31 protein-coding genes are annotated in these 24846 nt (G+C 61.7%); 13 read left to right on the top strand and 18 right to left on the bottom strand.

Annotation, left to right across the window (positions count from 1 at the left end; all coding sequences use genetic code 11):
* Nucleotides 1-5: 5 nt before the first annotated feature.
* The 3 genes from CUJ84_RS17455 to CUJ84_RS17445 form a co-directional block, all read right to left on the bottom strand.
* A complete protein-coding gene (locus CUJ84_RS17455) occupies nt 6-2573 on the bottom strand; it encodes an HWE histidine kinase domain-containing protein (protein WP_105007139.1) in 2568 nt (855 codons plus the stop codon).
* Nucleotides 2570-3106 carry a biliverdin-producing heme oxygenase gene (locus CUJ84_RS17450; protein ID WP_105007138.1) on the bottom strand — a complete coding sequence of 179 codons (537 nt, stop codon included), beginning with the start codon at nt 3104-3106 and terminating at the stop codon, nt 2570-2572. The genes CUJ84_RS17455 and CUJ84_RS17450 overlap by 4 nt, the downstream gene beginning before the upstream one ends.
* A 141-nt stretch (nt 3107-3247) precedes the next feature.
* Nucleotides 3248-4147: a LysR family transcriptional regulator gene (locus CUJ84_RS17445; protein ID WP_105007137.1), complete on the bottom strand. Its 900-nt coding sequence runs from the start codon at nt 4145-4147 to the stop codon at nt 3248-3250.
* A gap of 102 nt (nt 4148-4249) precedes the next feature.
* On the opposite strand from CUJ84_RS17445, the gene CUJ84_RS17440 reads away from it, so the two are divergent.
* Nucleotides 4250-5272: a zinc-dependent alcohol dehydrogenase family protein gene (locus tag CUJ84_RS17440; RefSeq protein ID WP_105007136.1), complete on the top strand. Its 1023-nt coding sequence runs from the start codon at nt 4250-4252 to the stop codon at nt 5270-5272.
* A gap of 113 nt (nt 5273-5385) precedes the next feature.
* Here the strand turns inward: CUJ84_RS17440 and CUJ84_RS17435 are convergent, their stop codons facing one another.
* Nucleotides 5386-5796 carry a rhodanese-like domain-containing protein gene (locus tag CUJ84_RS17435; protein ID WP_105007135.1) on the bottom strand — a complete coding sequence of 137 codons (411 nt, stop codon included), beginning with the start codon at nt 5794-5796 and terminating at the stop codon, nt 5386-5388.
* Between the two features lie 70 nt (nt 5797-5866).
* Between CUJ84_RS17435 and ftrA the strand changes: the two genes are divergently transcribed.
* Nucleotides 5867-6868, top strand: a complete 1002-nt coding sequence (gene ftrA, locus CUJ84_RS17430) for a transcriptional regulator FtrA (RefSeq protein ID WP_105007134.1) — start codon at nt 5867-5869, stop codon at nt 6866-6868.
* A 76-nt stretch (nt 6869-6944) separates the two neighbouring features.
* On the opposite strand, the gene preA is transcribed toward ftrA, so the two are convergent.
* The 5 genes from preA to CUJ84_RS17405 all read right to left on the bottom strand — a co-directional run bounded on the left by preA (nt 6945) and on the right by CUJ84_RS17405 (nt 12241).
* Complete coding sequence (gene preA, locus CUJ84_RS17425) at nt 6945-8258, bottom strand: NAD-dependent dihydropyrimidine dehydrogenase subunit PreA (protein ID WP_105007133.1); 1314 nt, start codon at nt 8256-8258, stop codon at nt 6945-6947.
* A 15-nt stretch (nt 8259-8273) separates the two neighbouring features.
* Nucleotides 8274-9635 (bottom strand): NAD(P)-dependent oxidoreductase, encoded by a 1362-nt coding sequence (locus CUJ84_RS17420; protein WP_105007132.1) that lies wholly within the window; start codon nt 9633-9635, stop codon nt 8274-8276.
* Nucleotides 9636-10042: 407 nt separating this feature from the next.
* Nucleotides 10043-11038, bottom strand: a complete 996-nt coding sequence (locus CUJ84_RS17415; protein WP_197726605.1) for a sensor histidine kinase — start codon at nt 11036-11038, stop codon at nt 10043-10045.
* Between the two features lie 192 nt (nt 11039-11230).
* Entirely contained in the window at nt 11231-12025 is a 795-nt protein-coding gene (locus CUJ84_RS17410) for a response regulator (RefSeq protein ID WP_027683394.1), read from the bottom strand.
* Entirely contained in the window at nt 12026-12241 is a 216-nt protein-coding gene (locus CUJ84_RS17405; RefSeq protein WP_105007131.1) for a hypothetical protein, read from the bottom strand.
* Nucleotides 12242-12281: 40 nt separating this feature from the next.
* Between CUJ84_RS17405 and CUJ84_RS17400 the strand changes: the two genes are divergently transcribed.
* Nucleotides 12282-12488, top strand: coding sequence for a NepR family anti-sigma factor (locus tag CUJ84_RS17400; RefSeq protein ID WP_024319398.1), 207 nt, complete (start codon nt 12282-12284; stop codon nt 12486-12488).
* Between the two features lie 9 nt (nt 12489-12497).
* Nucleotides 12498-13055 (top strand): RNA polymerase sigma factor, encoded by a 558-nt coding sequence (locus tag CUJ84_RS17395; protein ID WP_003542247.1) that lies wholly within the window; start codon nt 12498-12500, stop codon nt 13053-13055.
* Nucleotides 13056-13310: 255 nt separating this feature from the next.
* Here CUJ84_RS17395 and CUJ84_RS17385 read toward each other — a convergent pair whose 3' ends face one another.
* From CUJ84_RS17385 to hemP, 7 genes are all read right to left on the bottom strand, one after another.
* Nucleotides 13311-13712, bottom strand: coding sequence for a hypothetical protein (locus CUJ84_RS17385; RefSeq protein WP_105007129.1), 402 nt, complete (start codon nt 13710-13712; stop codon nt 13311-13313).
* Nucleotides 13713-13721: 9 nt separating this feature from the next.
* Complete coding sequence (locus CUJ84_RS17380) at nt 13722-14066, bottom strand: DUF883 family protein (RefSeq protein ID WP_105007128.1); 345 nt, start codon at nt 14064-14066, stop codon at nt 13722-13724.
* Between the two features lie 149 nt (nt 14067-14215).
* Nucleotides 14216-15010: a heme ABC transporter ATP-binding protein gene (locus CUJ84_RS17375; RefSeq protein ID WP_105008225.1), complete on the bottom strand. Its 795-nt coding sequence runs from the start codon at nt 15008-15010 to the stop codon at nt 14216-14218.
* A gap of 24 nt (nt 15011-15034) precedes the next feature.
* A complete protein-coding gene (locus CUJ84_RS17370) occupies nt 15035-16147 on the bottom strand; it encodes a FecCD family ABC transporter permease (RefSeq protein WP_105007127.1) in 1113 nt (370 codons plus the stop codon).
* A 2-nt stretch (nt 16148-16149) separates the two neighbouring features.
* Complete coding sequence (locus CUJ84_RS17365; RefSeq protein ID WP_105007126.1) at nt 16150-17079, bottom strand: heme/hemin ABC transporter substrate-binding protein; 930 nt, start codon at nt 17077-17079, stop codon at nt 16150-16152.
* An 11-nt stretch (nt 17080-17090) separates the two neighbouring features.
* Entirely contained in the window at nt 17091-18140 is a 1050-nt protein-coding gene (locus tag CUJ84_RS17360; RefSeq protein ID WP_105007125.1) for a hemin-degrading factor, read from the bottom strand.
* An 8-nt stretch (nt 18141-18148) separates the two neighbouring features.
* Nucleotides 18149-18331 carry a hemin uptake protein HemP gene (gene hemP / locus CUJ84_RS17355; RefSeq protein WP_012758649.1) on the bottom strand — a complete coding sequence of 61 codons (183 nt, stop codon included), beginning with the start codon at nt 18329-18331 and terminating at the stop codon, nt 18149-18151.
* A 176-nt stretch (nt 18332-18507) separates the two neighbouring features.
* Between hemP and CUJ84_RS17350 the strand changes: the two genes are divergently transcribed.
* The 6 genes from CUJ84_RS17350 to CUJ84_RS17325 all read left to right on the top strand — a co-directional run bounded on the left by CUJ84_RS17350 (nt 18508) and on the right by CUJ84_RS17325 (nt 21898).
* Nucleotides 18508-18930 (top strand): hypothetical protein, encoded by a 423-nt coding sequence (locus tag CUJ84_RS17350; protein WP_105008224.1) that lies wholly within the window; start codon nt 18508-18510, stop codon nt 18928-18930.
* A gap of 158 nt (nt 18931-19088) precedes the next feature.
* A complete protein-coding gene (locus tag CUJ84_RS17345; protein WP_105007124.1) occupies nt 19089-20420 on the top strand; it encodes a TonB C-terminal domain-containing protein in 1332 nt (443 codons plus the stop codon).
* Nucleotides 20421-20529: 109 nt separating this feature from the next.
* Nucleotides 20530-20937 (top strand): DUF2325 domain-containing protein, encoded by a 408-nt coding sequence (locus CUJ84_RS17340; protein ID WP_105007123.1) that lies wholly within the window; start codon nt 20530-20532, stop codon nt 20935-20937.
* Nucleotides 20934-21206: a hypothetical protein gene (locus CUJ84_RS17335; RefSeq protein ID WP_105007122.1), complete on the top strand. Its 273-nt coding sequence runs from the start codon at nt 20934-20936 to the stop codon at nt 21204-21206. Before CUJ84_RS17340 ends, CUJ84_RS17335 begins: the two co-directional genes overlap by 4 nt.
* 9 nt (nt 21207-21215) lie before the next feature.
* Nucleotides 21216-21530, top strand: coding sequence for an antibiotic biosynthesis monooxygenase family protein (locus CUJ84_RS17330; RefSeq protein WP_105007121.1), 315 nt, complete (start codon nt 21216-21218; stop codon nt 21528-21530).
* Complete coding sequence (locus CUJ84_RS17325; RefSeq protein WP_105007120.1) at nt 21527-21898, top strand: bleomycin resistance protein; 372 nt, start codon at nt 21527-21529, stop codon at nt 21896-21898. The genes CUJ84_RS17330 and CUJ84_RS17325 overlap by 4 nt, the downstream gene beginning before the upstream one ends.
* Before the next feature lie 96 nt (nt 21899-21994).
* Here CUJ84_RS17325 and CUJ84_RS17320 read toward each other — a convergent pair whose 3' ends face one another.
* Together CUJ84_RS17320 and CUJ84_RS17315 are read right to left on the bottom strand one after the other, a co-directional pair.
* Nucleotides 21995-22366 carry a DUF423 domain-containing protein gene (locus CUJ84_RS17320; protein ID WP_105007119.1) on the bottom strand — a complete coding sequence of 124 codons (372 nt, stop codon included), beginning with the start codon at nt 22364-22366 and terminating at the stop codon, nt 21995-21997.
* Complete coding sequence (locus CUJ84_RS17315) at nt 22363-22773, bottom strand: group II truncated hemoglobin (protein WP_105008223.1); 411 nt, start codon at nt 22771-22773, stop codon at nt 22363-22365. Before CUJ84_RS17315 ends, CUJ84_RS17320 begins: the two co-directional genes overlap by 4 nt.
* A 164-nt stretch (nt 22774-22937) precedes the next feature.
* Between CUJ84_RS17315 and CUJ84_RS17310 the strand changes: the two genes are divergently transcribed.
* The 3 genes from CUJ84_RS17310 (at nt 22938) to CUJ84_RS17300 (ending at nt 24838) form a co-directional block, all read left to right on the top strand.
* The gene (locus CUJ84_RS17310; RefSeq protein ID WP_105008222.1) at nt 22938-23501 is read left to right on the top strand and encodes a TetR/AcrR family transcriptional regulator; all 564 of its coding nucleotides are present in this window, start codon (nt 22938-22940) and stop codon (nt 23499-23501) included.
* A gap of 18 nt (nt 23502-23519) precedes the next feature.
* Nucleotides 23520-23861 carry a DMT family transporter gene (locus tag CUJ84_RS17305; RefSeq protein ID WP_027683409.1) on the top strand — a complete coding sequence of 114 codons (342 nt, stop codon included), beginning with the start codon at nt 23520-23522 and terminating at the stop codon, nt 23859-23861.
* 191 nt (nt 23862-24052) lie between these two features.
* A complete protein-coding gene (locus CUJ84_RS17300) occupies nt 24053-24838 on the top strand; it encodes a ThuA domain-containing protein (RefSeq protein ID WP_105007118.1) in 786 nt (261 codons plus the stop codon).
* The last annotated feature ends 8 nt before the right edge of the window (nt 24839-24846 follow it).

The following is a 24846-nucleotide window of genomic DNA, read 5'->3' as shown; positions in this document are numbered from 1 at the left end:
GGGTTTTACCCTTTCCTCGGGAGCCGCACCCGGGCAAGAATATCCGTCACGCCTTCCATCGTATAAGGTTTCTGCAACACGGGCGCGTCGGAGTGGCTGTTTGCCTGGGCGATGCCTTCCCCATACCCCGTGGCAAAAACGAAGGGCACGCCATCAGCTGCCAGCCGGTCGGCAATCCCAAAACTCGTCTCATCGCCAAGATTGACATCGAGAAGCGCCAGATCGAAGGACTGGCCGGCCAGAATTTCCATCGCCTCAGTGACGCTTGGTGCCGTTGCTACGTCGGCGCCCAGGCGGCGCAGGATGTCCTCTCCATCCATGGCGATGATCAGATTGTTTTCCACCAGCAGCACGTTCAGGCCGGAGAGCGGCGGATCGTCGGGAATCGTCTTGCCTCCGGTCGCTCCGACCGAAGCCGGATTTGACCGTTCGCTCGTCGGGTCGACGACATGTCGTGCCGGAATGCAGAAATCCGCTTCGAGCCCGTCCTTGACGTAGCGGACCTCCGCCTTGCCGCCGAGGTCATAGGGGATCGAGCGGCGGATGATGGTCGAACCGAAGCCATGACGTGTGGGTTCGACAACGGGCGGACCATCTTTTTCGCGCCAGCCAATGCGCAGATTGCCCTCGTCGTCGCGGTGCCAGCCAAGTTGGACCGTGCCGCTGCCGGTGCCGGAAAGGCTGCCATATTTGGCGCTGTTGGTCATCAGCTCATGGAAGACAAGGGCGGCGGTGGAAAAGGCGTGCGGTTCCAGCAGTACATCCTCGCCGCCCATCTGGATGCGTTGCGCATTTTTCCCGAGATAGGCGGCGGTCTCTGCCAGCAGCAATTGCCGGAGCGAAGCGGGCGCCCAGTGATCGCGGGTGATCTGGTCATGGGCGCGGGCAAGCGACTGGATGCGACCCTCGAGCTGGCGCATGTAGTCGCCAAGGCCGACCGACGTCGCCTGCGACTGCCGGATGATACCGGTGATGAGGCTCAATATGTTGCGGACGCGGTGGTTCAGCTCGGCGATCAGCAGTTCCTGGCGCTCGTTTGCCGTCTGGCGCGCCATGCTGACCTCGTCGGTGAGGCGCAACACCACCTCGATCAATGTGACGCGGATCGTTTCGGCGACACGGCGCTCGGCTTCCGTGAAGGGCAGCGAGCGGCCGCGCACCAGTTCCGACCAGGCTTCGAAACTCTTGCGCGGCGTCAACCGCGGGCCATTCGGACCGTATTCCACCGGCTTGTGCGGATCGCCGCCCCAGCGAACAGTGCGCACCAATTCCTGACGGAAAAGCACGACATAATCGCGCGGCGAACGCGAGATCGGGATGGCGAGCATGCCTGCCACCGCATCGTCGACCTCAAGATCCGGATAGGTTTCCGCGAGCCTGTCCACGGCATAGATGCGGCCGGCGGCGTTGCGGTTGAGGTGGCGGACGAGGGCTGCGAAATCTCTCTCATCCGGCCCGATGCCGGCAAGTGCCAGCCGGCCGTTGATCCAGACGCCGATCCCGTCGGCAGGAATGGCGTCGGCGAGCGCCTCGATCAGCCAGGCCGGATCGTCGAGCAGGCTCGCATTGTCTGCAACGGAGGTGAGAAGCCGGTCGGCGATGCGGCGTGCCTTGGTCTCGTAGTCGAGAGCCAGTCGCCGTTCACGGCTTTCAAGGCGCGAAGCAAACATCTGACCGAAGAGTTCGGCGGTGGAGCGGCTTTGGGCCGAAGGCAGACGCGGGCCGTAATGATGGCAGGCAAACAGGCCCCAGAGCTTGCCGTCGACGACGATCGATATGGAAAGCGAGGCACCAACGCCCATGTTTTTCAGATATTCGATATGGATCGGCGAGACCGAACGCAAGACCGACATGGAGAGGTCGAGCGGCTGACCGTGCTCGTCGAGCGGCGGCAGGATCGGGACGGGGACGGCGTCGACATCGGCAATGATGCGGAACAGGTTGCGCAGATAAAGCGCGCGCGCCTGTACCGGAATGTCGGAAGCCGGATAGTGCAGCCCGAGGAACGATCCGATACCGGCCCGGGCGGCTTCCGCCACGACTTCGCCGGAACCGCTTTCGTCGAAACGATAGACCATGACCCGATCGAAACCGGTGAGCGCCCGCGCCTGTCTTGCCCCCTCGCGGAAGAAAGCCTCCAGTGTTTCCGTGTGATCGAGGCGGGACATCATGCTGCGCATGGAGAGTGACGCGGCGTCGTGTCTGTCTTCCTGGCAGCGCTCGCCTTCGATGGTGACCTGACCTTCGTTCAGATGCACGGCAAGGTCGAACCTGTTTTGATCGGACGTCAGAGCAATGCCGAAAATACGCTCGACGACGTCGGAACCGCGCAGCGTGGTGAGCTTGTTGCGGATTGTGTGGAGTGCTTCGGGGGTGATCAGAGAGAGAACGGGACGGCCGATCGCGTTGGCCTCTGTCACTCCAAGAAACTCCGCCAGATTTGCGGAGGCGCGCATGACAATCCAGTCCGAGGATACCGCCAACAGAAAGCCGAAGGGCTGGACCGAGCCGAGCTGGTGGATCGGCTCACGGTCGCAATTGGTGAGATCGACGGGTTCGTGCGTGCCGCTCATGGGACGGCTTCCAGTTCGACCTGCCCCGCTTTGAGGAAGAGATCGAAGACATCGCGGGCTGCGGCGACAGCCGCACTGGGATCGTCCACCTTGCTCGCGTCAAGTCGATCCATGAAAAGCCGAATGGCGCCCTTCGGACCTTGCGGGCTCAGATAGCTGCGGGGCAAGTGGTCAGGCACGGCCTTGGCGAGCAGCGCGCCGCCGAGCTTGGAGCCTTCAAGGACATAGGCGGCACCCCAGACGGCTGCTTCGCAGCGCAATGCCGGTCGCGGAAGCGGTACGGGCAATCGATCATCGAGTTCCCTTATGTCAGCAGCCAGCAGGTGCGCGCGCCTTCGTTCCGGCCAGTCTGGCAGCAGACGGCCGATTCCTCCATTCTCAAGCGCATGTTCGATGGCCGGTACGACCCGCGCATGCGCGCGCAAGAAGGCCTTATAATCCTGGATGCGTGAGAGGTTGAAACTGCCGAAGAGGGTGTCGACCGCGGCGTGGCAATCTGCAGTTTGTGCGCGGAGGGCGCTGCGAAGTGACATGCTGAGGTTTTTCCGAGTGATATGGCGGCCGCCCAAAAAGGACGACGAACTAGCGGATATACTGCGGCATCGCGTTATTTCCAGAGAAACGCCTAGGAATAACATAGGTTTCTCGTCGCTCGCAGATACGCGGCGAGCGCTTCAGCCCATCATTGCCGGCAGTCCCGCGGCGAGCGTATCGATCGCGAGCCGCACCTTCGGCAGCATGACCGGTGAGCGCAGCCAAACGGCATGGGCATCAAAGACATTGGCCGGTTCGTGCTTCAACACCTGAATGAGCCGGCCTGCCAGCACCTCCTTGCGGACCAGCCAGCAGGGCAGCCAGGCAAGACCGCGCCCGGTGACGGCCGCATCGGAAATCGAAGCGAGGTCGTCGAGCCGCAGTCGCGCCTTTGGCGCCAGCCGCCGCCCGGGATCGGCTGCAGTCGGAAAGATCCAACCCTTGTCATCATCGCCCCGTCTGTAGACGATGCCTTCATGCTGGGGAATATCGAACACTGTCTGCGGCGCGCCATGTTTTTCCAGATAGGCGGGCGATGCGCAGACGGTCATGCGCTGGCGGGCGATCGCCCGGGCCATCAGATCCGGATTGTCCTTCAGCGGTCCGTTGCGGATGACAAGATCGAATCCGTCCTCGAGCAGGTCAACGATACGGTCGTTGAAGGAAAGGTCGAGTTCGAGGTTCGGATGTTCATCGAGCAGGCGTGCGAGGGTCGGCGCGATGCAGTGGCGGCCGAAAAGCACGGGCATCGAGATGCGCAATCGGCCGCGCACGTCACGCCGGCCGGATTCCAGCATGGCTTCCCCGAGACGGATTTCCTCAACCGCCCGCAGGCAGCGCTCGTAGAAGAAGCGGCCTTCCTCGGTAAGGCTCTGCATGCGCGTCGTACGGTTGAAAAGCCGCACGCCGAGACGCTGTTCCAGCCGTGCGATGGTCTTGCCGACCGCCGAACGCGTGAGATGGAGCCGCTCGGCAGCAGCCGAAAAGCCACCTGCCTCGACGGCTTCGACAAAGATCGAGATACCCTTCAGCTGTTCCATTTGTTTCCTCTTTGGAACCATTCTGGAGAATTAATATCGCAACTGGTGCGAAATATTCAACTATATGGTTTCGGCTCCCTGCAATGGACAAGGAGCAAGACAATGCAGACAACACGGCAATGGCAGATCGACGCGGTTGGACCGGAGCGCCAGCTGACGATCGGCGAGCGGAGGCTCGAACCGGTTTCGGGAAACAGGATTCTGGTCCGGACGGAAGCCGTCTCGCTCAATTTCCGCGACCGGCTGGTGCTGGAGAGCGGCATGGGGTTGCCGCTGCAATTTCCCTTCGTGCCTGCTTCCGATATGGCGGGGGTAGTCGAGGCAGTCGGATCCGAGGTCAGCCGTTTCAAGCCGGGCGATCGTGTCATCTCGACGTTTTCGCCCGACTGGATCGACGGACGCGGGTTAGGCGATGCGCGCACGCCACCTTACAAGACGCGCGGCGGCTTCTATCCCGGCGTCCTCTCGCAATACACCGTGCTTTCCGCAGAATGGTATTCGCGTGCACCTGACACGCTCGACGCAGCGCAGGCGAGCACCTTACCCTGCGCCGGGCTGACTGCCTGGTTCGCGCTGATCGAACGCGGCGGTCTGAAGGCCGGCGACAAGGTTCTTGTGCAAGGCACCGGCGGTGTGGCGCTCTTCGGTCTGCAGATCGCCAAGGCGCATGGCGCGGAGGTCTTCATCACATCAGGCAGCGCCGAGAAGCTCGAACGCGCCGTTGCTCTCGGCGCCGATCATGCGATCAACCGCCATGAGGGCGACTGGGTTGAGCAACTCTATCAGTTGACCGGCGGCTATGGCGCCGATCACGTGCTCGAGATCGTCGGCGGCCCGCATCTCGGCCAGGCGCTGAAGGCGGTGGCGATCAATGGCCGCATTTCCGTGATCGGCGTGTTCGAGGGGTTCGAGGTTTCCGGACCGGCCGGCCCGCTGTTGCTCAAGGCGCCTGTCGTGCAGGGCATATCCGTCGGCCATCGCCGTGCGCTGGAAGATCTGGTGCGGGCAATCGACCAGACCGGGTTGAAGCCCGTGATCGACAAGCGTTACGCCTTCGACGAATTCCCCGAGGCGCTCGATCATCTCTATCGCGGGCCTTTCGGCAAGGTGGTCGTCGAGTTCTGACGGTCGCGCTTTTCCCTTCTCCCTGCTGCCAAAAATCATGCAGCAATTCAAACTGCTACAGCGCAGCGCGTCTAAGAGGACACGCGGCGCTGTAGACGGAGAAGGGAGGTTGATCAGGCCGCCGTGGGAACGCCCTCTTCGAAGGCGAAGCCTTCATCGGCCCAGCCGGTCATGCCGCCGATCATCAGTTTCACCGACAGGCCGAGGCGGGAGAGGCGAAGCGCGGCCCTATCAGCGCCGTTGCAATGCGGGCCGGCGCAATAGACTACGAAAAGCGTGTCGGTGGGCCAGGCCGACATGCGATGCGCGGTCATCTTGCCGTGTGGCAGGTTGAGGGCACCGGGAAGGTGGGACTGTGCAAAGAGCGTCGGCGAGCGCGCGTCGAGCAGAACGAAATCGACCTTGCCCGACGCAAAGGCGGCATGAACATCGGAGCAATCGGTCTCGAAGGCAAGCTTGGCTGCATAATGGGCAGCGGCGATATCAGCGGCGGCGGCGGGGATTTCTGCGACAGGGCTTGGCATTGCGATTTCCTTTTCGGTTCGAATTGCCGACTGGTATCGCCGATGCTAAAGCTTTGCGAAATTGGCCATCATGACTGACAGCGTAAAGATCATGCCAAACTCATCGCCGCAGCAGACGAAAGGACCGCTGGTCGCAACGCTTGCCTATGACGGGCTCTGCACCTTCGAATTCGGCATCGCCTACGAGGTCTTCGGCCTGCCGCGCCCGGAGATGGGTGAGGGCTGGTATCGCTTCTCGGTCTGCGGGATCGAGCCGGGACCGCTTCGCGCTGCGGGAGGGCTGACGGTCGCGGTCGACAAGGGGCTGGAGGTGCTCGATGAGGCGGACCTGATCGTCGTGCCCGGCTGGCGGGCAATCGATGCGCCGGTGCCGGCACCGCTCGCCGCAGCACTCAAGGCTGCGCATCAGCGCGGCGCGCGTATCATGTCGCTCTGCTCCGGCGTTGCCGTTCTTGCCGGATCGGGGCTGCTTGCCAACCGCAGGGCGACGACACATTGGCGCTATGTCGCCTCGATCGCTGCACGTTATCCCGACATCACACTCGATGCCGACGTTCTCTACATGGACGAAGGCAGCCTGCTGACGGCGGCGGGCAGTGCGGCCGGCATCGATCTCTGCCTGCATGTGGTGCGCGGCGATTTCGGTTCGGAAGCCGCAAACAGCGTGGCAAGACGCCTCGTCGTGCCGCCGCACCGCGAAGGCGGACAGGCGCAGTTCATTCACGCGCCGGTTCCCGAGGAACGCGAGGGCATCCGCTTGGGGCCGCTGATCGAATGGATGCGCGAAAGCCTTTCCGAGGACCAGCCGATCAGCCTGCTCGCGAAAAGAGCGGGTATGAGCATGCGCACCTTCCAGCGGCGCTTCGAAGCGACGACGGGCCTCAGCGTCGGCGAATGGCTGCTGAAAGAGCGGCTGCGGCACGCCCGCGATCTGCTGGAAAAGGAACTTGCTGTTTCGCTCGATGACATCGCCGCAGCCAGCGGCTTTGGAACACTGGCGACGATGCGGCATCACTTCCGCAGGCGACTGGGGACGAGCCCCAATGCCTATCGGAAGTCATTCGGCGGTTAGACTGACCTGGTGCTTTGAACGTTGCCGGCAAGATTGCAACGCCGCGGATCGATCTTCTCCGCGGCGTTGCAGATCCTTACTCCGCTGCCTGGCGCGCCATCGGGTTGTTCGGGTGCGTCGTCCAGTTGGCATAGTTGGGGTCGACGACGCGGCCGGTGCGCTTGTCGAGAGTGCCGGCGGGAAGCTCTTCCATGGTGATGCAGTTCTCGACCGGACAGACGCTGACGCAGAGATTGCAGCCGACGCATTCCTCGTCCATCACCTCGAAATGGCGAGCGCCGTCGACGAAGTTGGTGATCGCCTGGTGCGAAGTATCCTCGCAGACGATGTAGCAGCGGCCGCATTTGATGCAAGCGTCCTGGTCGATCTTCGCTTTGGCGATGTAGTTGAGGTTCAGATACTGCCAGTCGGTGACGTTGGGCACGGCGCGGCCGGTAATGTCGTCGAGGTTGCGGTGGCCCTTTTCGTCCATCCAGTCGGAAAGCCCCGTGATCATCTCCTGGACGATCTTGAAGCCGTAGGTCATCGCCGCCGTGCAGACCTGAACGTTGCCGGCGCCGAGCACGAGGAATTCGGCCGCGTCCCGCCAGGTGGTGATGCCGCCGATGCCGGAGATCGGCAGGCCGTAGGTTTCAGGGTCGCGGGCGATCTCGGCCACCATGTTGAGTGCGATCGGCTTCACTGCCGGGCCGCAATAACCGCCATGGCTGCCCTTGCCACCGACCGTCGGGTTGGGGGCGAAGTTGTCGAGATCGACGGAGACGATCGAATTGATCGTGTTGATCAGCGAGACGGCATCCGTGCCGCCGGCCTTGGCGGCGCGGGCGGGGCGGCGGACATCGGTGATGTTGGGCGTCAGCTTGGTGATGACGGGCATGCGGGTGTACTGCTTGCACCAGCGCACGACCATCTCGATATATTCCGGCACCTGGCCGACCGCCGAACCCATGCCGCGCTCGGACATGCCGTGCGGACAGCCGAAATTGAGCTCGATGCCGTCGGCGCCGGTCTCTTCGACCAAGGGTAGGATCGCCTTCCAGGCCTGTTCCTCACAGGGTACCATGATCGAGGCGATCAGCGCCCGGTCCGGCCAGTTCATCTTCACCTGCTTCATTTCGCGCAGGTTGGTGTAGAGGTCGCGGTCGGTGATGAGCTCGATATTGTTCAAACCGAGTAGGCGGCGGTCGGCGCCCCAGATCGCGCCGTAGCGTGGGCCGTTGACGTTGACGACCGGCGGGCCTTCCTCGCCCAGCGTCTTCCAGACCACGCCGCCCCAGCCCGCCTTGAAGGCACGCTCGACATTGTAGGCCTTGTCGGTCGGCGGCGCCGATGCCAGCCAGAACGGGTTCGGGGACTTGATGCCGACGAAGTTATTGCGGAGATCAGCCATTGTTCATTCTCCCCTTCAAGCAACCGCGACAGCCGGAGCGGCTGCGGCATTAAGGGCCCGAGTGATGGATTCGGCCGCATCGCGGCCATGGGCGACGGCGGAGACGGTGAGGTCATCGCCGCCGAAGACGCAGTCGCCGCCGGCCCAGACGCCGTCGAGCGAGGTGCGGCCTTCCGCATCGACGGCGATACGGCCGCTCTCCATGCGCAACTGACCCAGGCCCGAGGCTTCGAAGGTCTGGCCGATTGCCTTGAAGATCTGGTCGGCGGCAATCACGCCGGTCTCGCCGGTGCCGACGAGGCGGCCATCGACGATTTTGGTGTATTCCACCTCGATCGCGGCGACCTTGCCCTCCTGCGACAGGATCGATTTCGGCGCCAGCCAATGACGGATGATGACGCCCTTGGAGCTTGCCAGATCCTGCTCGTATTCGGAGGCGTTCATGTGCTCCTTACCGCGACGGTAACAGATCGTCACCTCCTCGGCGCCGAGCAGCTTCGCCTGCACCGCGGCGTCGATCGCCGTCATGCCGCCGCCGAGAACGACGACGCGGCGACCGATGGCGATTTCGCCCTTGTCTTCGGCCTGGCGGAGTGCCGCGATGAAATCGACGGCGTCGTCGACGCCTGCAAGGTTTTCGCCTTCGACGCGCAGCGCGTTGACGCCGGCAAGGCCGATACCGAGGAAGACGCCGTCATATTGCGCCTGCAGATCGGAAAGCGAGAAGTCGCGGCCGAGACGCTGCCCATGCCGGACCTCGATGCAGCCGATCGAGAGGACGTAGTCGACTTCCCTCTGGGCGAAATCGTCGACCGTCTTATAGGTGGCGATGCCGTATTCGTTGAGGCCGCCGGATTTTTCCCTGGCGTCATAGATGACGACCGAATGGCCCTTGACGGCCAGGCGATGGGCGGCGGCAAGGCCGGCAGGACCGGCGCCGATGACGGCGATCGTCTTGCCAGTCGGTTCGGCCCTGGCATAGAATTGCTTGTCGGCCTGCATGGCGGCATCGGTGGCGTAGCGCTGCAGGCGGCCGATCTCGACGGGCCGCTCTTCAGCCGTGTTGCGCACGCAGGCCTGCTCGCAGAGTTCTTCGGTGGGACAGACGCGCGCGCACATGCCGCCGAGAATGTTCTGGTCGAAGATCGTCTTTGCCGAACCGATCGGATTGCCGGTCGAGATCTGGCGGATGAACAGCGGAATGTCGATCGAGGTGGGACAGGCCGTCATGCACGGCGCGTCATAGCAGAAATAACAGCGGTCGGCGGCGACCAGCGCCTCGTGATTGTCGAGGCGCGGATGCAGATCGGAAAAATTAGCCTCATACTCGGCGGGCGAAAGCCGGCCGGCATGAATCCCAGTTTCCAGTCGTTCCATTGAAGTTCCCTCATTATTGGTAAACGGCCTGTGAGGGAAAGCGTAACTCAGGTTTAAAAATTTATCAAACGGTAAAATTTTGACGATTTTCTCTTACTGTCACGCAGGTAATCCGCTGTTTTTGCTGGAAGAATTTATTCGGCCTGCATCGGTGAAATGGCTGAGCGCGCGACGAGGCAAGGGCATCCAAAAAAAGATTCAAAAAAGTCGAATTTTTTTCGGATGGCAGGGAACCAAAGTTTGATGTCGTCGTTATTGCGATATCCGGATGGTGATCGCATCGACCCAACATGCGCGCCCCCAACCCACTATCCGGACGTACTCACGGTCCCCTCCCGGTGAGTGAAGACAGCCGGTGCGCCGCCCTCGCACCGGCTGTTTTTCGTTCTCGGCAGTCTCCAGGGCTTTCACACCCGCTTGAAGATCTCGAATTCGGTTTCCGGAATGGTCAGACGATATTCAATGCGGCCCGGGACGAGGTTCAACTCCGCCTTGCCGTTGACCGACGAAGGCACGACACGCTCCAGCACGGTGCGGCCGAAGCTGTTGTCGCTGAATTCGTGGACTTCCGACTGATCATGCAGAACCTCTGCCCAGGCGACTTCGATCGCCTTCCTGTCGTTGATCATGGCTTCGCGGCAATTCAGCGTGATGGAGGCGGCGCCGCCTGATATCGCGCCAAAGGAGGCGGAGTTGACGATGAGTTCGTGGAGGGCGAGCCCGAGATGCACGGCGGCATTCGGTGTCAGATGAGCGTTGATGCCATAGATCGGCATGGAGCCGGCCGTCTCCGGCCAATAGGGGGCGAACTGCTTTTCGGCGAGTTCGAAGAGGTAGGCGCCGCGCCAGCTCGAATCCGTGATCAGGTCCTGCGAGTTGGAAAGCGATTGCAGCCGTCCGCGGAACTTGAGGAGGAAGCTGTCGAGAGAGAGCGTATTGCGCGCCGTCTGCGTGGCAATGCCCTGGATGATGGCGAGAAGGTTCTTCGAGCGGTGAGAGAGTTCGCGCAGCAGCGATTTCAGAACTTTTTCGCGATGCCGGCTTTCGGTGACTTCAGTCATGACGGACAGAAGTCCATGTGCGCCGCGTTCGCCGGTGCGCTGGATCTTCAGTTCATAAGTGCGCCTTTCGCCGTCAACGTCGATCTCGACCTCGGCATTGTTTGGGATGCCGGTTTCCAGCACCTTGTGTTTCAGCGCTGTCAGATATCGCCCATGGGCGTCGCCGAAAAGGGCGGCGTCGCTGCCGCCGGGCATAAAAAGCGCTGCGAAATGGGGTGGCAGATTTTCGGCGTAGAAGATCGACAGTCGGGCGTCCTGGCAGAGGATCGAAATCCCGGCGCTGCCGAGCGCGCGTTCCATCATTGCGGCTTTGCCTTCGAAGGTGAAAGGCATGCCGGACAATGGTTCAGTCGTATTCACGCGGCCGCCTTTCCTTGTGACATCTTGAACGTCGCTGAAGGGAGCGCCCTTACAGACACCGCCTGCCAACTCTAGAACAAAGCGCTGCAAAAACCGTTAAAGCTACCGGAGCGTCCCGGTAGCACCGGAACGCCTGCTTTGGCGATTTGGTTCCGAAGGCCGGAAAATTGCGTCTCAGGCGGCTACTCTGGTCGATTCATTGAAGAAAAGAGCCTGGCTGATCAGTGCCTTGACCATGTCGGGATTGAAGGGCTTGGTCACAAGGAAAGTCGGTTCCGGGCGCTCGCCGGTCAGAAGCCGTTCCGGGAAAGCGGTGATGAAGATCACCGGCACGCTCGACGTCTTGAGGATGTCGTTGACTGCGTCGATACCGGAGCTGCCGTCGGCAAGCTGGATGTCGGCAAGCACCATGCTCGGCTTGGTCTTATTGTAGAGCGCCACGGCCTCGGCATGCGTCCGGGCAATGCCGGTGACGCGATGCCCGAGGCTCTCGACCATCTGCTCGATATCCATGGCGATCAGCGGTTCGTCCTCGATGATCATGATATCGGTTGCGACCTGACGGGAAATCTCCTGCGACGCTACGTCGAGCAGACGCATGACATCCTGTTCCTCGGTTTCCAGGATTTCGGCGATTTCAGCGACGCGAAAATTCTCCACGGAGGCGAGCAGGAAGGCTTGACGGGCGCGCGGCGAAACCTTGGAGAGGTTCAGCGTGGCGCGTTGCTCCCAGGCATAGGGCGAGGTCGGCTCTGGAATCTGGACTGCGGTGGAACCAAACAGTTGCGTGAACAGTTTGTAGAGTGCGACCCGGTCATTCGCCGTATCCGGGAAAATCGACAGATCGGCGATGATGGCTTCGAGAACGGCGGCGACATAGGCGTCGCCCGAAGTCTGAGTGCCGGTAAGGGCGCGGGAATAGCGGCGCAGATAAGGAAGGTGCGGCGCAATCCGAGTAGAAAGTGTCATTCATGGCTCCTGCATACAGGCCGGCATTGGCTTCAATGAGCGGTTAACGCCGCCTTGATAAAAAAGTTCCGGATCGGCAGGAACTTTTTTCGTCGCGCCGCATTGTTCCAGCCGACGAAGAAAGGGCGTAGCGTTTTGACCCATGCAGCGGCAAATACCAGCGACATCGACAATCGAACGTTCGATGTCGATGGTTGAAATCGTGATTGAACCCATCCACGCCCCTCGAACAGACAACCGGCGAGAAGACGAATTGATGACTACACGCAAGAAAGAAGCAGCCGATCAGCGAAAGCTGGAGCTGCGGGCAAGCGACATCCTGGACCCGAACAATCAGATCGGCGTCAGGCTGCGGTCGCTTTATGCGGCTGCACAGGATGAGGCGATCCCCGATCGTTTTCTCGACCTTCTCGAAAAGCTCGACCATGCCGAAATGATGGCTTCTGCCAAGATGGCCGAATAGGATCGCCGCATGGAAGACAAATCGCAACCCAGCTTCAAGCGGGAACTGCTGGCGGCACTCCCAAGTCTTCGCGCCTTCGCGATCTCGCTGATCGGGCGGCACGACCGTGCCGACGATCTCGTCCAGGACACCATCATGAAAGCCTGGGCCAAACAGGATCATTTCGAGATGGGCACCAATATGAAGGCCTGGCTCTTTACGATCCTGCGCAACGAACTCTACAGCCAGATGCGCAAGAGCGGCCGCGAAGTACAGGACAGCGACGGGCTGTTCACTGAATCGATGGCGATGCACCCCTCGCAATATGGCGCGCTCGATCTGCAGGACTTCAAGAAGGCGCTCGACCAGCTGCCGCCGGACCAACGCGAGGCGATCATCCTTGTCGGCGCCTCGGGTTTCTCCTACGAGGAGGCAGCCGAAATCTGCGGCTGCGCCGTGGGCACCATCAAGAGCCGCGTCAACCGGGCCCGCCAGCGGCTGCAGGAGTTGCTGCAGATATCAGGCGAGGCTGATTTCGGCCCCGACGCCACCTCGGCGCCGCTGACGTCGAAGGCCTTCGCGTTCTGACAAGAGTTATGTCTGGGAGGAAAGCCGGTCGCCCCTCGGGGCGCCGGTTTTTTTGCGTTTGTCGGTTATGCCATTGATATAATTGTGCGTATTCGCCCCTCATCCGGCTGCCGCCACCTTCTCCCCGCTAGCGGGGCGAAGGGACATGTCGCACCCTCACCGTTCCCACCTCGCTCTCGCAGGGCACGTCCCCTCTCCCCGTTTTTTACGGGGAGAGGGTTAGGGTGAGGAGCAGCCAGCCGCATACCCCAACCATCAATCCTCGCGCTTCGAGCCGACAAGATTGGCTGCGACAATTGCCGCCAGAACACCGGCGGTCAGGAGCGGCTGGGCGCGGATAAGGCCGAGCCCGACCGTTGCCAGCGATTCCAGCGCCGCGCGTCGTTCACGGGCCCGGCGCGCTTCCCGGGCGTTGATGATCGACATCGCCACCAGTGTGATGATGGCAATCAGCAGGGCGCAGGCGGCCAGGAAGAGGGCAGCGCCAACCGGGCCGTAGATGCCGGCGAGCCAGATGGCGCCGGCGGTAACAGCCAGCGCGTAGGCGGTGAGGAGGAAGAGCACGGCAAGCGCAATGAAGATGCCATTGCGCTTGGCGCGCGCAACGGTCCGGTGCACGTTTGCGCCCGTCAGCAGGCTGATGATCGGGAAGAGCATCGCGCTTCCTCAGCGCCGGGCGAAGAAGGCGATGGCAAGGCCGAAAGCGGCTGCGGCGCCGATGGTTGCCAGCGGATGCTTGCGCACGGTCTCGCGCATTTCCGTCGCGCCGCGTTCATAGCCGTGCTGCAATTCGCGCAGCAGATCCTCGCTACGGCCAAGCAGTTCCTCATAGCCGGCGCCGGCCTGGCTGCGGATTTTCTCGCCTTGGTGGCGCGAGCTCTTGCCGACGAGGCGCGTCAGTTCCGCGAGTTCGTCGCGCAGCGCCTCGATCTGCTCCTCGATGCCGGATTCCAGATTGTGGAAGGTGCCGTTGCGGCGGCTGCGGGCGGACTGGAAGATAGAATAGCTCATGGCTGTCTCCATTGGCTGGGGCGCGCGCAAAAGCCCGCCTATTTCGCACGAGGGTCACCACCGTCCGTTGCAAGAATGATATCGCCCGGCATTGACCCAGATCATGCCGAAAACGTGCCGGACGATCAAAAGTTCCGCCGGAGCAGTGCTCAGGGGCGGGAAACGGCACTGTGGGCGAGCACGAAGGGCGTGCCGTCCGCCGGCACCTGGTTGATCCGCAGCGCGCAACCGAACACCGAGAGCATCGTTTCGTCCGTCAGCACTTCACCGATGCTGCCGGCGGCCGCGAGCCGGCCGGATTTCATCAGCACGATGCGGTCGGCAAAGAGCGCTGTCAGATTGAGGTCGTGCATGACGGCGATGACACCGCCGCCGCGTTCGCAGAAATTGCGGGCGAGCGTCATGATGGTCAGCTGGTGGCTGATGTCGAGGCTCGAGACCGGTTCGTCGAGCAGCAGCCAGCAGGGCTTGCCGTCGACGACGGGCTCGGCGATCTGGCAGAGCACGCGGGCAAGCTGCACACGCTGCTGCTCGCCGCCGGAGAGTTCCTGATAGAAACGGCCTTCGAAGCCGGTCAAGTCGACGGAGGCAAGTGCTGCAGCGGCCGTCTGCTCGGCCTTGTCGGGATGCAGGTTGAGGCCCGTCGTCAGTCCCATGCGGACGATCTCGCGCACGGTGAAGGGAAAGGAGATCGTGCTTGCCTGCGGCAGCACGCCACGAATGGCGGCAAGCTGCCAAGGTTTCAGCCCTTTCACCTCGTCGCCGCCGATGCGGACCGAGCCGCCATAGGCAAGTTCGCCGGAGATAGCTTTCATGGTCGTCGTCTTGCCGGAGCCGTTCGGCCCGGCAATCGCCGTCAATTTGCCGGCTCTTGCCGTAAAAGTGACGTCGCTGATGATGGTCTTGCCGGAAAGACGCACGGAGACGCCGGAAACTTCGATCATCGCAATGTCACTCACAGGCGTCACTCACAGGGCAAGGCGCGAACGCTGTCTCAGCAGGATCCACAGGAAAAACGGGCCGCCGACCGCCGCAGTGATGATGCCGATCGGTAGCTCGGCCGGGGCGACCAGGGTGCGCGCCAGGACATCCGCGAAGATCAGCAGCGAGCCGCCGAGCAGCGCTGCGGCCGGCAGCAGGAAACGATGGTCGGGGCCGATCGCCATGCGCAGGATATGTGGCACGACGATCCCGACGAAACCGATGCCGCCGCTGACGGCGACGGACGCGCCGGTCGCCGCGGCGACGCCGACGATCGCGACATTCTTCAGCCGCTGCACCGGCACGCCCATATGAAAGGCGGCCGCCTCGCCGAGCGTGATGGCATTGAGGCCGCGGGCCATGAAGGGCAGGGCGGTGAAGGACAACAGGATGATCGGGCCGGCGGCGGCGATCTTCGTCCACGTGGCGCCGGCAAGCGAACCCATGCTCCAGAAGGTCAGGTCGCGCAGCTGCTGGTCGTTGGCCATGTAGATCAGCAAGCCTGTTATGGCGAGGGCGAGCGCGCCGAGCGCGATGCCGGCAAGCAGCATCGTCGCCACCGAGGTCTGGCCATGACGGGTGGCGATCCTGTAGAGCAGCAGCGTCGTGACGAGACCGCCGCCGAAAGCGGCCGCCGGCAGAGCGTAAATGCCGAGAAGCGCCTGGAGCGGAGCTGCAAGGCCGCTGCCGAGCACGATCATCGCCACCGCGCCGAGGCTTGCGCCGGAGGAGACGCCGACGAGACCGGGATCGGCCAGCGGATTGCGGAACAGGCCCTGCATCACCGTGCCGGAGACGGCCAGCGAGGCGCCGATCAGGAAGCCGAGGATCGCCCTGGGCAGGCGGATATCGAAGATGATGATCCGGTCACGCGTGCTGAGCGCCGTCTCAGAGCCGGCCATGTTGCTGATGACGTCGAGGATCGAGGCATCCGAGGCGCCTGTCGTTACCGAAAACAGCATCGAAAAGACCGAGCCGACGACGAGCAGCGCTATCGCCAGCAAGGCGAGCCGCGTCCTGTCGCCCGCCTGCCTGGTTTCGCGGATGTCCGCCATCGGGAATGGTCGCCTTCGTTCCGTCATGGCTTGCGGCAGGGCCATGATCAGCCCCCGTAGATCGCCGTGTTGAGCTCACGCGCGGCGGCTGCGGTGCGCGGGCCGAAGCCGAGCAGGTAGACGCCGTCCATTCGGATGATCGCTTTTTTCTCGCCTGCCGGCGTCAGCGCGATCGCCGGCTGAGCCAGCAGGTCCTCGTTCTTGGTGCCGGCGCCGTCGCCGCGGTTCATCATCAGGATGATGTCGGGCTTGGCTTCGATGATCGCCTCGTCCGTCAGCGGCTTGTAGCCCGGGAATGCGCCGACGGCGTTGATGGCGCCGGCGAGCTTGACGATGCCATCGGCGGCCGTGCCGGTGCCCGATGCCATGATCCGGCCGTTCTGGGCGCTGAGGATGAAGAGAACGCGCTTGCGCTCGGCCTCCGGGCGCTTTTCGGCATCGGTGATCGCCGCGTCGAGATCGGCTGCGACCTTTGCTTCAAGCGCCTTCGCCTTGTCAGGCACGCCAAGCAGTGTGCCGACACGGTCGATCTTGGCGATGATGCCGTCGCGGGTAAAGGGGCTTGGCACGGTTTCGAAGGGCACGCTGGCATTCTTCAGCACGGTCAGCGCTTCCTGCGGGCCTGAACCTTCGACGGCGATGATCGCCGTCGGGTTCATGGCGAGGATGCCTTCCGGCGAGAGCGCGCGCATGTAGCCGACGTTGGGCAGCTTCAGCGCCGCCTCCGGATATATGCTCGTCGTGTCGCGGGCAATCAGCCGGCTTTCCTCGCCGAGCGCATAGACGATCTCGGTGATGTCACCACCGACCGAAACCAGGCGCGAGGTGTCGAGCTTCTTTTCGTCAGCATGGGCGGCGCGGACGAAGGCGAAACCTTCGATTGGCAGTGCCGCCGGGACCAACGGCAGCGCCATGACGGCCGCCGTCAGGGCCAGCTCCCAAGGGCGGATCCGGCGTAGATTGTTACGCATCGTCATCGTTGCGATCCTTATGCGGCCACGCTTGCTGCCCGAGGCAGGTTTTCCATGATCTCGCGCCATGCGGCGCGTTCGTCGGAACCTTCCTGCCGCTTGCCGAAGAACTGGATGATCATCTCGCCTTCGGCATTGTAAGCCTCCAGCGAGGTGACGTGGCCGTCCGTGGTCGGCTTGCGCACAGCCCAGGTCTCGGCGATATGATCCTGGCGCAGATGCAGGTGGAAGGTCGGGTCCATGATATTGATCCACGGTCCCATCGACTGCACGTTGAAGATCGGGCCGGAATGGATCTGGACGATGCCGTCATTGGCGACAAAGCACATGATCGGCAGGCCAGATTTCACAGAGGCATGCATCATCTCTGCCGTCGCGCTGTTGTCGAGCTTCCAGGCATAGTCGTCGCCGACAGTGCGCACGGCCGCCTGGCGGCCAATCTTCAGGCGCTTCAGCATGCCCAAGAACTGATGCGTATCGGTGAGCTTGCTCCAGTTGTCGCGCAGTTCGTCGCGGCTGACGTCGGCGGTATCATCGGCGGCGTTCGAGGTTTCAGCCTCGACAAATTCCTGCGACTGGTCTTCCAGCTTTAGCTCGGCGACGATCGCGTGATAGGCCTCGACATTCGAGCTCGGGCGCAGGTGCACCTTGTGCACGGCGTTGCCTGCCTTGTCGAAATATTGCAGGCTGAGGCGCTCCTGATCGCCATCCTTCTTGGATACGGCGAAACCATGCTCCCAGCGGCTCGGGAAGATGCGCAGGTCGATATTCTCGCCGAGAACGATCGCGGCCTGCGCACCGCTCTTGATGTTTTCGAAGACGCCGATCTTCTCGTGCACGGCACTTTCGTTGCGCGACAGCGCCATCACTTCGCCGAGGCCGGCCACACGTTCAAGAAGCTTCAGTGCGCTGCCATCGATGCGGGTCACGCTGATGCCGGTTTCGGCGGCGACGAGGGCTGCCTCGGAAATCTTCAGCTGGGCGGCGATATCGCGCTCGCGCATCTTCGGATTCTCGGCGCGAAACGCACGGATTTCGGCTGGCGCCGGTCTTGTCTGTTCGGTCATGTCCTACCCTACTTATTGAGAATGAGCTTGCCCTGACGGGTGATCTTCAGACGATAGACCAAGCCGTCGTGTCTAATCATGATCTCGTTCGTGCCGCGGAAGAGATCCGCGCTTTCGACGATCCGGTGCTGTGCCGCAGGCTCGCTCTGCAGTGGCACGTGCTTAAAGTTATCTGGCTTTTCAACCATCATTTCGGTTGGCAATTCCGTGAGACCGGTGATCAGGGTCCCCGGTTGTGATGACAATTATCTTGACTTTCTTACTCATAGTTTTTTAAAGACGCAATAGGAGACTAATACAGTCAAGTTTTTGAGATTGCTGATATGAGGCCGCCTGGCGGCGGTTCGCGACAATGGCGGAGAAGATGATGACGGTGAGGTTTGCGGCTGTTGCAGCCGGCATGGTGATGGCGGTTTCAAGCGTATGCCAGGCGCAGGATGCGGCAACCGCCAAGCTGGACGTCGAACTCAACGCTCTGGCGCCATCGCAGAAGGGCTGCATGATGACCTTCGTCGCCGAGAACAATCTTCAGGCGCCAATCAACAAGATCTCCTTCGAGCTCGCTTTCTTCAACGACAAGAATGCCGTCGACCGCATCACCGTGCTCGATTTCCGCGATCTGCCGCAGGGCAAGAAGCGCGTGCGCCAGTTCGATATGCCGAATGTGAAGTGCGAGACGGTCACGCGCATCCTCATCAACGACACGCCGGTCTGCGAGGGCCCGGCGGCGGGCGAATGCATGAAGGGTCTCGTCACCCGTTCACAGATTTCCGTTCCCTTCGAGGGTTAGAGCGGTTCAGCTTTTGAGGGAAGTGCAGAACCGCTCTAACCTTTTGTTTTGACGCAATTCCGGACGGAAAACCGCTTCGCACTTTTCCTGGAATTGCTCTGAGAATACGCCGGGGATAAATCCCGGCGGACCTGTTTCAGGCAGTCCGAGGCATACAAATGGCAATTTCAGCGAAGTCCAGATCGAGACAGGTGCTCATCGGGGAGCCGGACGCTGACGGCAGTCTGAACGACAATAACATGCATCCCGGCCACGAGCTTTCCGACCTGCGCAATGTGCAGCGGCAGCCGGCTGGCGAGGCTGCGGTCCACTATGCGCGTTTCGCGCAGATACCCTCCTTTCCCGACCATCCGGAAGCCGAGCCGGCAGCCTCCGTTCCTGCACCGCCGATGGATGCGGCGGTGGAAAAGCAGGAAGACGAGAAGGCGCCGGTGCGGCGACGGGTGGCGCTTGCCTGCGTTAGTTCGCTGATCTTCCATGCGACGCTGGCCGCTCTATTGATCATTGCTTTCCCAACGGCGCCGGATGAGACACTGATGGAGGCAGGCGAAGCGATCAGCGTCGTCATGCTCGGCAGTTCTGACGCCGATCAGAGCGCCGCCGGAGAGACCGAGGTGACCATACAGCAAGAAATTGTTCCGGAAGCTGTCGAACCCGACACAGTCAAGCCGGTGGAAACAGCGGAGATGCAGCCGGAGGCCGTCCAACCGGAAACTGTCCAGCCGACTGATGCAGAGCCGGTCGAGGCCGTTCAGCCCGCGCAGGAGGTGACGCGCCAGTCAGTGGAGACGGTGACGACTGCGGAACCAGAGGTGCTCGTGTCGGAAACCCCTGCGGAAACGTCAGTTGCGCAGCCCATGTCGACAGTGGTGCCGGAGCAATCCGCGGAGATACCGGTAACATCCGCCGAACCACTCGCCGCAACCGCGACGCAATCCGAGCCGGAAGAGATCAAGCCTGTCGAAACGGCCGCGATTTCTCCCGAGCCGGAACCGCCCGCAGAGATCGCCACGCCACAACCAAAACCGAAGCTGGAAAAGCCCGCGGAAAAGAAGCCGGCCGAAAGAAAGCAGCCCCCAAAGAAGGGACAGGGTTCAGAGGGAGAGGCCAAACAGGAGTCACGCAGAGGCGCCGCGGACGGGCAGGCAGACGCCAACTCCGACAATAATTCACGCACGTCGGGCGGACGGAGTGGATCGGGCGGTGCATCCGAAGCCAATTACAAGGGCAAGATCGTCTCGCGACTGTTTCGTTGCGTTGACCGGATTGAATCGCGATATCGTCGCGATTCTGCATCCTTGAATGTTCGCATCACGATCAATCGTAACGGAGATATCACCGCATCGGGCCTTGTCCGAGGTTCGGGCTTGGCCGAGGTGGATGGTGCCGTTATGTCCCGGATCGCTTCCTGTAATCTTCCCGCTATGCCTGATGACTGGGCCGGATCCTCGCGGTCGTACAGTTTTCCGGTTCAAGTCACGGCTCGATAAAATATGATAAAAACAATCAACTTTATACTTTACTCTAAAAATCAAGTTTAATAAGGTCCACCCGCACACGCAGGAATCGTGTGACGATCAACGAGCGAACGGGTGGCATATGGCTCGCAAGGGCAAGAAGGGTTCGAACCGGGAGGTCCGCGATAACGTGGGCGAGGACGCTGGCCAGGCATCCCCAGGGCGATCCAAACTGGATGGCCGCAGTTTCCTCTATGTCGGTGGCCGTGACTGCCAGGTGGCGCATCTTCGCCAGATCTGCAGCAATTTCGGCGCTGAGCTCATTCATCATGACGGCGGGTTGCGCGAAGCGGTTTCCCGCATCGATACCGTTCTTCCCTCGGTCGACTGCGTGTTCTGCCCGATCGACTGTATCAGCCACGATGCCTGCCTGCGGGTGAAGACCGGCTGCAAGAAGTTCGGCAAGGCCTTCATCCCGCTTCGCAACGGCAGCAAGTCCAGCCTGGAGCGTGCGCTGCATACGATGAACGAACGAGACAATTCCCGATGAACGACCAGCGTCCCGACGGGTTCACCATGATCGGCCTGCACAAGCTCGCCGCACAGAACGGCGACGGCCTCGTGCCCGAACTTTACGAACTCTTCCAGCAGCATGCCGAACGCCAGCAGATCTACCAGAATGTGATGTTCTTTCCGACCTGGGAAGCGCGCATGCCCGGAGAAGCGGCAACAATACCGCTTGGCCCGGCGGCGGCAAACGGCGATAATGTTCTCGCCTTTCCCTCGCGGGTGGCAAGGGCGGGCAAGAGGAAGGCGTAAGGAGATTTCATGTATATCGCAATGAACCGCTTCAAGGTGGCAACCGGGAGCGAAGGTGATTTCGAGACGGTCTGGCGCAATCGCGATTCCAGCCTGCCCGAGGTGCCCGGTTTCGTCGAATTCCGCCTGCTGCGCGGCAAGGTCAACGACGAGGAAGGCTATACGCTCTACTCCTCGCACACGATCTGGAAAAGCGAAGCGGATTTTCAGAACTGGACGAAGTCCGAGAGCTTTCGTGCAGCGCACCGCAATGCCGGTGATCACAAGACGATCTACAAGGGGCCGCCGGTCTTCGAAGGCTTCAACGTCGTCGACGGCATATGAACGAAGGCCCGGATCGCATCGAGGTTCTGCCGGTGCTGCCGTCGCTCGATATCGATGAGACGCTTGCCTTCTACCGCGATGCGCTCGGCTTTACCGAGATCGTCTATCAGGCGGCGAATTATCTCATCCTGCGGCGCGACGACATGGAGCTGCATTTCTGGCGGACGCAAGATGCGACGCTTTGCCAGAACAGCTCCGTCTATTTCCGTGGCGGCGGCATCGGCGCCCTCCACGCGGAATATCGCGAAAGAGGCGTCGAGCGCCTGAGCGATATGGAGGTGCGGCCATGGAACATGGAGGAGTTCTACATCCATGATCCGCACGGCAATCTCCTGCGCTTCGGCCGTGTGCCGCAGCCGGGTGATTAGAGCAACTCCAGCAAAATTGCGCTGCGGTTTTGCATCCGGAATTGCGCCAAAACAAAATACTGAGCAATTCCGTCACTCGGAGAAAACGGAAATGCTCTATGCCCTGACGCGGAAGACAGCGCCTGCCGCAACGGCCAGCCAGCCAAGCATCATCGCCCAGCCGCCGGTCGGCGCGGCATAGGGGAAGAGGCCGGAGCCGGTAAAGCGCAGGGTAACGAGATCGCCCGCAAAAAGCAGCGTTCCGACAATCATCAGGAAACCGGCCAGCCAGGCGGTTCTGAGCCTGGTGTTGCCGAGAGCCAATGCCAGCAGGGCAGGGGCGTGGGCAAGGCACATGGCAGATGCGGATGCCGCAAGATTGGCCTCGCCGCCGCCATGGGCAGCAAGGGCGGCAAGCGCCACGCCGGCTACGCCCAACAGGCCGGCAAAGAGATAGAGCACCGGCTCCAGACGCGCGTTCAAGCTCATGGTTGTTCCTTGCTGTCAGGGGCCTTGTTCTGCATATGGTGGGCGAGCCGTTCGACCGGCGCCCAGATGAGATCGCGCAGCGCTTGGCTTGCGATCGTCTCGTCCAGGGCGCGGCGGAAGCAGATCAGCCATTCGTCGCGCTCGACAGGGCCGATCTCGGCGACGAAATGGCGGCTGCGCAGGCGCGGATGGCCGCGCTTATCGGTATAGAGCGGCGGGCCGCCGAGATAACCGCTCATATATTCGTAGAATTTCTCTTCACTGCCCGTAAGGCTCGGCGGATGCACGGCGCGCACGCTTCTCGCCTCCGGCAGCGTGTCCATCAGCTCGTAGAAGCGGTGCGTCAGCGCCCGTACGATAGGATCGCCGCCGATCGCCTCATAGAGTGTGGTGACCTTCTCCATCACGAAACCATCCCATGCCATCTTAATCCCCAGGCTCTTCATGCACCGGGCGGAAAATGATCGCAACTGTCATCAAGGTGCCGCGGCATTTCGCGCATAATGCTGGCTACGCAGGGTTTTGGCCGATTCTTCTTGACAAAACCGTCCGGACGGTATCTTTAGCTCTCATGTCGAACGCTCATCATCGCAAGAAGCAGCCCGTCCTCGTGCGCCAGCAGTTGCTGGAGGTCGCGGCGCGCCTTGCTGCCAGCGAAGGCATGGCCGCCGTCACGCTCGATGCTGTTTCCGCCGCGTCTAGCGTCAGCAAGGGCGGGCTGTTGCATCACTTCCCGACGAAGAATGCGCTGCTCGACGCCTTGTTCGAGAGCCTGCTCGAAAAGTTCGACGCCGATATAGAGGAGTTGATGCGCGGCGATCCGCTACCGCAGGGTCGCTTTACCCGCGCCTATCTCAGGGCGGTATCCGGTCTCAAGGATCATCCCGACGACTCCAGGAATTGGACGCAGGTGACGATCGCGCTTCTTGCCGAACCCCGGTTGCGTCTTCGCTGGCGCCAATGGGTGCAGGCGCGGGCGGAGGAATATATCGGCACCGATTCCTCCCTCGACGCACAAGTCGTGCGTTTCGCCGCCGACGGACTTTGGTTCGCAGATACGTTGGAAAGCCATGAGATCAACGGTGTTCTGAGGCGGGATCTCATCGATCGCCTTGTCGAACTGACCGGCAAGTAATTCGAAAAGGAATTCGCCATGAGCCAGGCCGCCGTCTACGGGCTGCTGTTTGCAGCCATCGTGCTCGAAGTCATTGGCACGACCGCGCTGCAACTGTCGCAACAATTCACCCGCATCGGGCCGACGGCACTCGTCGTCGCCTGTTATGCGGCTGCCTTCTATTGCCTGTCGCTGACTCTGAAAAGCATTCCGGTCGGCATCGCCTATGCGATTTGGAGCGCTTTGGGAATCGTGCTGATTTCCTCGGTCGGCCTGGTCTTCTTCAAGCAGCGCCTCGACCTGCCGGCAATCGTCGGGCTCGGGCTGATCATATCAGGCGTTGTGGTCGTCAATCTATTCTCGAAATCCGTTTCGCATTGATATTGCTGTGATATTAGCAGGAGAATTCTCCGTCTCCGGCCGGTAAATTTTCCCCTTTGTCAAAATACTGACAAAGGTCTATGTGTTCTTTGGACGTGGAGGAGACGAGGCGCAGCCAGTGCCATTTTCCAAAGCGCTTTGAATCCTGCCTTCCCGCCTATCGATACTTCCAGGTTCTACAGGAGCACATCATGGCCATTCGCACCGTCGTCTGGGGAGAGAATATCCACGAGAATACCAATGCCGTCGTCCGGGGCATCTATCCCGAGGGCATGCACACGACGATCGCCAATGCCCTGAATGCCGATCCCGGCATTTCGGCGACGACAGCAACGCTGCAAGAGCCGGAACACGGCCTCAGCGAAGCCCGCCTTGCCGAAACCGACGTGCTGACCTGGTGGGGCCACAAGGATCACGGCGCGGTCTCCGACGTCGTCGTCGAGCGAGTTGCCAAGCGGGTCTGGGAAGGCATGGGCCTGCTCGTGCTGCATTCCGGTCATTTCTCGAAGATCTTCAAGCGGCTGATGGGTACACCCTGCGCGCTGAAGTGGCGCGAGGCGGGCGAACGCGAGCGTCTGTGGACAATCAATCAGCGCCATCCGATCGCCGCAGGCATCGGCGAGCATTTCGAGCTCGAAAACGAAGAAATGTACGGTGAGCAGTTCTCGGTGCCGGAGCCGCTCGAAACGGTGTTCATCTCCTGGTTCCAGGGTGGCGAAGTGTTCCGCTCGGGCCTGACCTGGCGCCGCGGCGCTGGCAATATCTTCTATTTCCGCCCCGGCCACGAGACCTATCCGACCTATCACGACGTCAATGTCCAGAAGGTGCTGATCAACGGCGTGAAGTGGGCCTATAACCCCGAGGGGGCGTTGACTGGTATCACCGACGCCCCAAATGTGCCGGTAGAAAAAGCACTGGAGCCGATCGTCGAACGCGGCCCTAAACTTCACCAGGCCGGCGAAGCCGGTTACCGCTGAGGAGCATC

This window comes from Rhizobium leguminosarum, assembly GCF_002953715.1.
GTDB lineage: Bacteria > Pseudomonadota > Alphaproteobacteria > Rhizobiales > Rhizobiaceae > Rhizobium > Rhizobium leguminosarum_V.
Note: the sequence above shows the minus strand (reverse complement) of the source record. Positions and strands in the feature narration are given on the sequence as shown.

Bases quoted from the DNA above. Each gene is read 5' to 3' on its own strand.
- CUJ84_RS17420 (WP_105007132.1), bottom strand. From the start codon at position 9,635: ATGGAACGACTGGAAACTGGGATTCATGCCGGCCGGCTTTCGCCCGCC.
- CUJ84_RS17320 (WP_105007119.1), bottom strand. From the start codon at position 22,366: ATGAGCTTGAACGCGCGTCTGGAGCCGGTGCTCTATCTCTTTGCCGGC.
- preA (WP_105007133.1), bottom strand. From the start codon at position 8,258: ATGGCTGATCTCCGCAATAACTTCGTCGGCATCAAGTCCCCGAACCCG.
- CUJ84_RS17335 (WP_105007122.1), top strand. From the start codon at position 20,934: ATGAACGACCAGCGTCCCGACGGGTTCACCATGATCGGCCTGCACAAG.
- CUJ84_RS17435 (WP_105007135.1), bottom strand. From the start codon at position 5,796: ATGCCAAGCCCTGTCGCAGAAATCCCCGCCGCCGCCGCTGATATCGCC.
- CUJ84_RS17310 (WP_105008222.1), top strand. From the start codon at position 22,938: ATGTCGAACGCTCATCATCGCAAGAAGCAGCCCGTCCTCGTGCGCCAG.
- CUJ84_RS17410 (WP_027683394.1), bottom strand. From the start codon at position 12,025: ATGACACTTTCTACTCGGATTGCGCCGCACCTTCCTTATCTGCGCCGC.
- CUJ84_RS17445 (WP_105007137.1), bottom strand. From the start codon at position 4,147: ATGGAACAGCTGAAGGGTATCTCGATCTTTGTCGAAGCCGTCGAGGCA.
- CUJ84_RS17440 (WP_105007136.1), top strand. From the start codon at position 4,250: ATGCAGACAACACGGCAATGGCAGATCGACGCGGTTGGACCGGAGCGC.
- CUJ84_RS17405 (WP_105007131.1), bottom strand. From the start codon at position 12,241: ATGGGTTCAATCACGATTTCAACCATCGACATCGAACGTTCGATTGTC.
- CUJ84_RS17325 (WP_105007120.1), top strand. From the start codon at position 21,527: ATGAACGAAGGCCCGGATCGCATCGAGGTTCTGCCGGTGCTGCCGTCG.
- CUJ84_RS17375 (WP_105008225.1), bottom strand. From the start codon at position 15,010: ATGATCGAAGTTTCCGGCGTCTCCGTGCGTCTTTCCGGCAAGACCATC.
- CUJ84_RS17305 (WP_027683409.1), top strand. From the start codon at position 23,520: ATGAGCCAGGCCGCCGTCTACGGGCTGCTGTTTGCAGCCATCGTGCTC.
- CUJ84_RS17360 (WP_105007125.1), bottom strand. From the start codon at position 18,140: ATGACCGAACAGACAAGACCGGCGCCAGCCGAAATCCGTGCGTTTCGC.
- CUJ84_RS17370 (WP_105007127.1), bottom strand. From the start codon at position 16,147: ATGGCCCTGCCGCAAGCCATGACGGAACGAAGGCGACCATTCCCGATG.
- CUJ84_RS17400 (WP_024319398.1), top strand. From the start codon at position 12,282: ATGACTACACGCAAGAAAGAAGCAGCCGATCAGCGAAAGCTGGAGCTG.
- CUJ84_RS17330 (WP_105007121.1), top strand. From the start codon at position 21,216: ATGTATATCGCAATGAACCGCTTCAAGGTGGCAACCGGGAGCGAAGGT.
- CUJ84_RS17455 (WP_105007139.1), bottom strand. From the start codon at position 2,573: ATGAGCGGCACGCACGAACCCGTCGATCTCACCAATTGCGACCGTGAG.
- CUJ84_RS17365 (WP_105007126.1), bottom strand. From the start codon at position 17,079: ATGACGATGCGTAACAATCTACGCCGGATCCGCCCTTGGGAGCTGGCC.
- CUJ84_RS17350 (WP_105008224.1), top strand. From the start codon at position 18,508: ATGACGGTGAGGTTTGCGGCTGTTGCAGCCGGCATGGTGATGGCGGTT.
- ftrA (WP_105007134.1), top strand. From the start codon at position 5,867: ATGACTGACAGCGTAAAGATCATGCCAAACTCATCGCCGCAGCAGACG.
- CUJ84_RS17380 (WP_105007128.1), bottom strand. From the start codon at position 14,066: ATGAGCTATTCTATCTTCCAGTCCGCCCGCAGCCGCCGCAACGGCACC.
- CUJ84_RS17300 (WP_105007118.1), top strand. From the start codon at position 24,053: ATGGCCATTCGCACCGTCGTCTGGGGAGAGAATATCCACGAGAATACC.
- CUJ84_RS17340 (WP_105007123.1), top strand. From the start codon at position 20,530: ATGGCTCGCAAGGGCAAGAAGGGTTCGAACCGGGAGGTCCGCGATAAC.
- CUJ84_RS17450 (WP_105007138.1), bottom strand. From the start codon at position 3,106: ATGTCACTTCGCAGCGCCCTCCGCGCACAAACTGCAGATTGCCACGCC.
- hemP (WP_012758649.1), bottom strand. From the start codon at position 18,331: ATGATGGTTGAAAAGCCAGATAACTTTAAGCACGTGCCACTGCAGAGC.
- CUJ84_RS17395 (WP_003542247.1), top strand. From the start codon at position 12,498: ATGGAAGACAAATCGCAACCCAGCTTCAAGCGGGAACTGCTGGCGGCA.
- CUJ84_RS17345 (WP_105007124.1), top strand. From the start codon at position 19,089: ATGGCAATTTCAGCGAAGTCCAGATCGAGACAGGTGCTCATCGGGGAG.
- CUJ84_RS17385 (WP_105007129.1), bottom strand. From the start codon at position 13,712: ATGCTCTTCCCGATCATCAGCCTGCTGACGGGCGCAAACGTGCACCGG.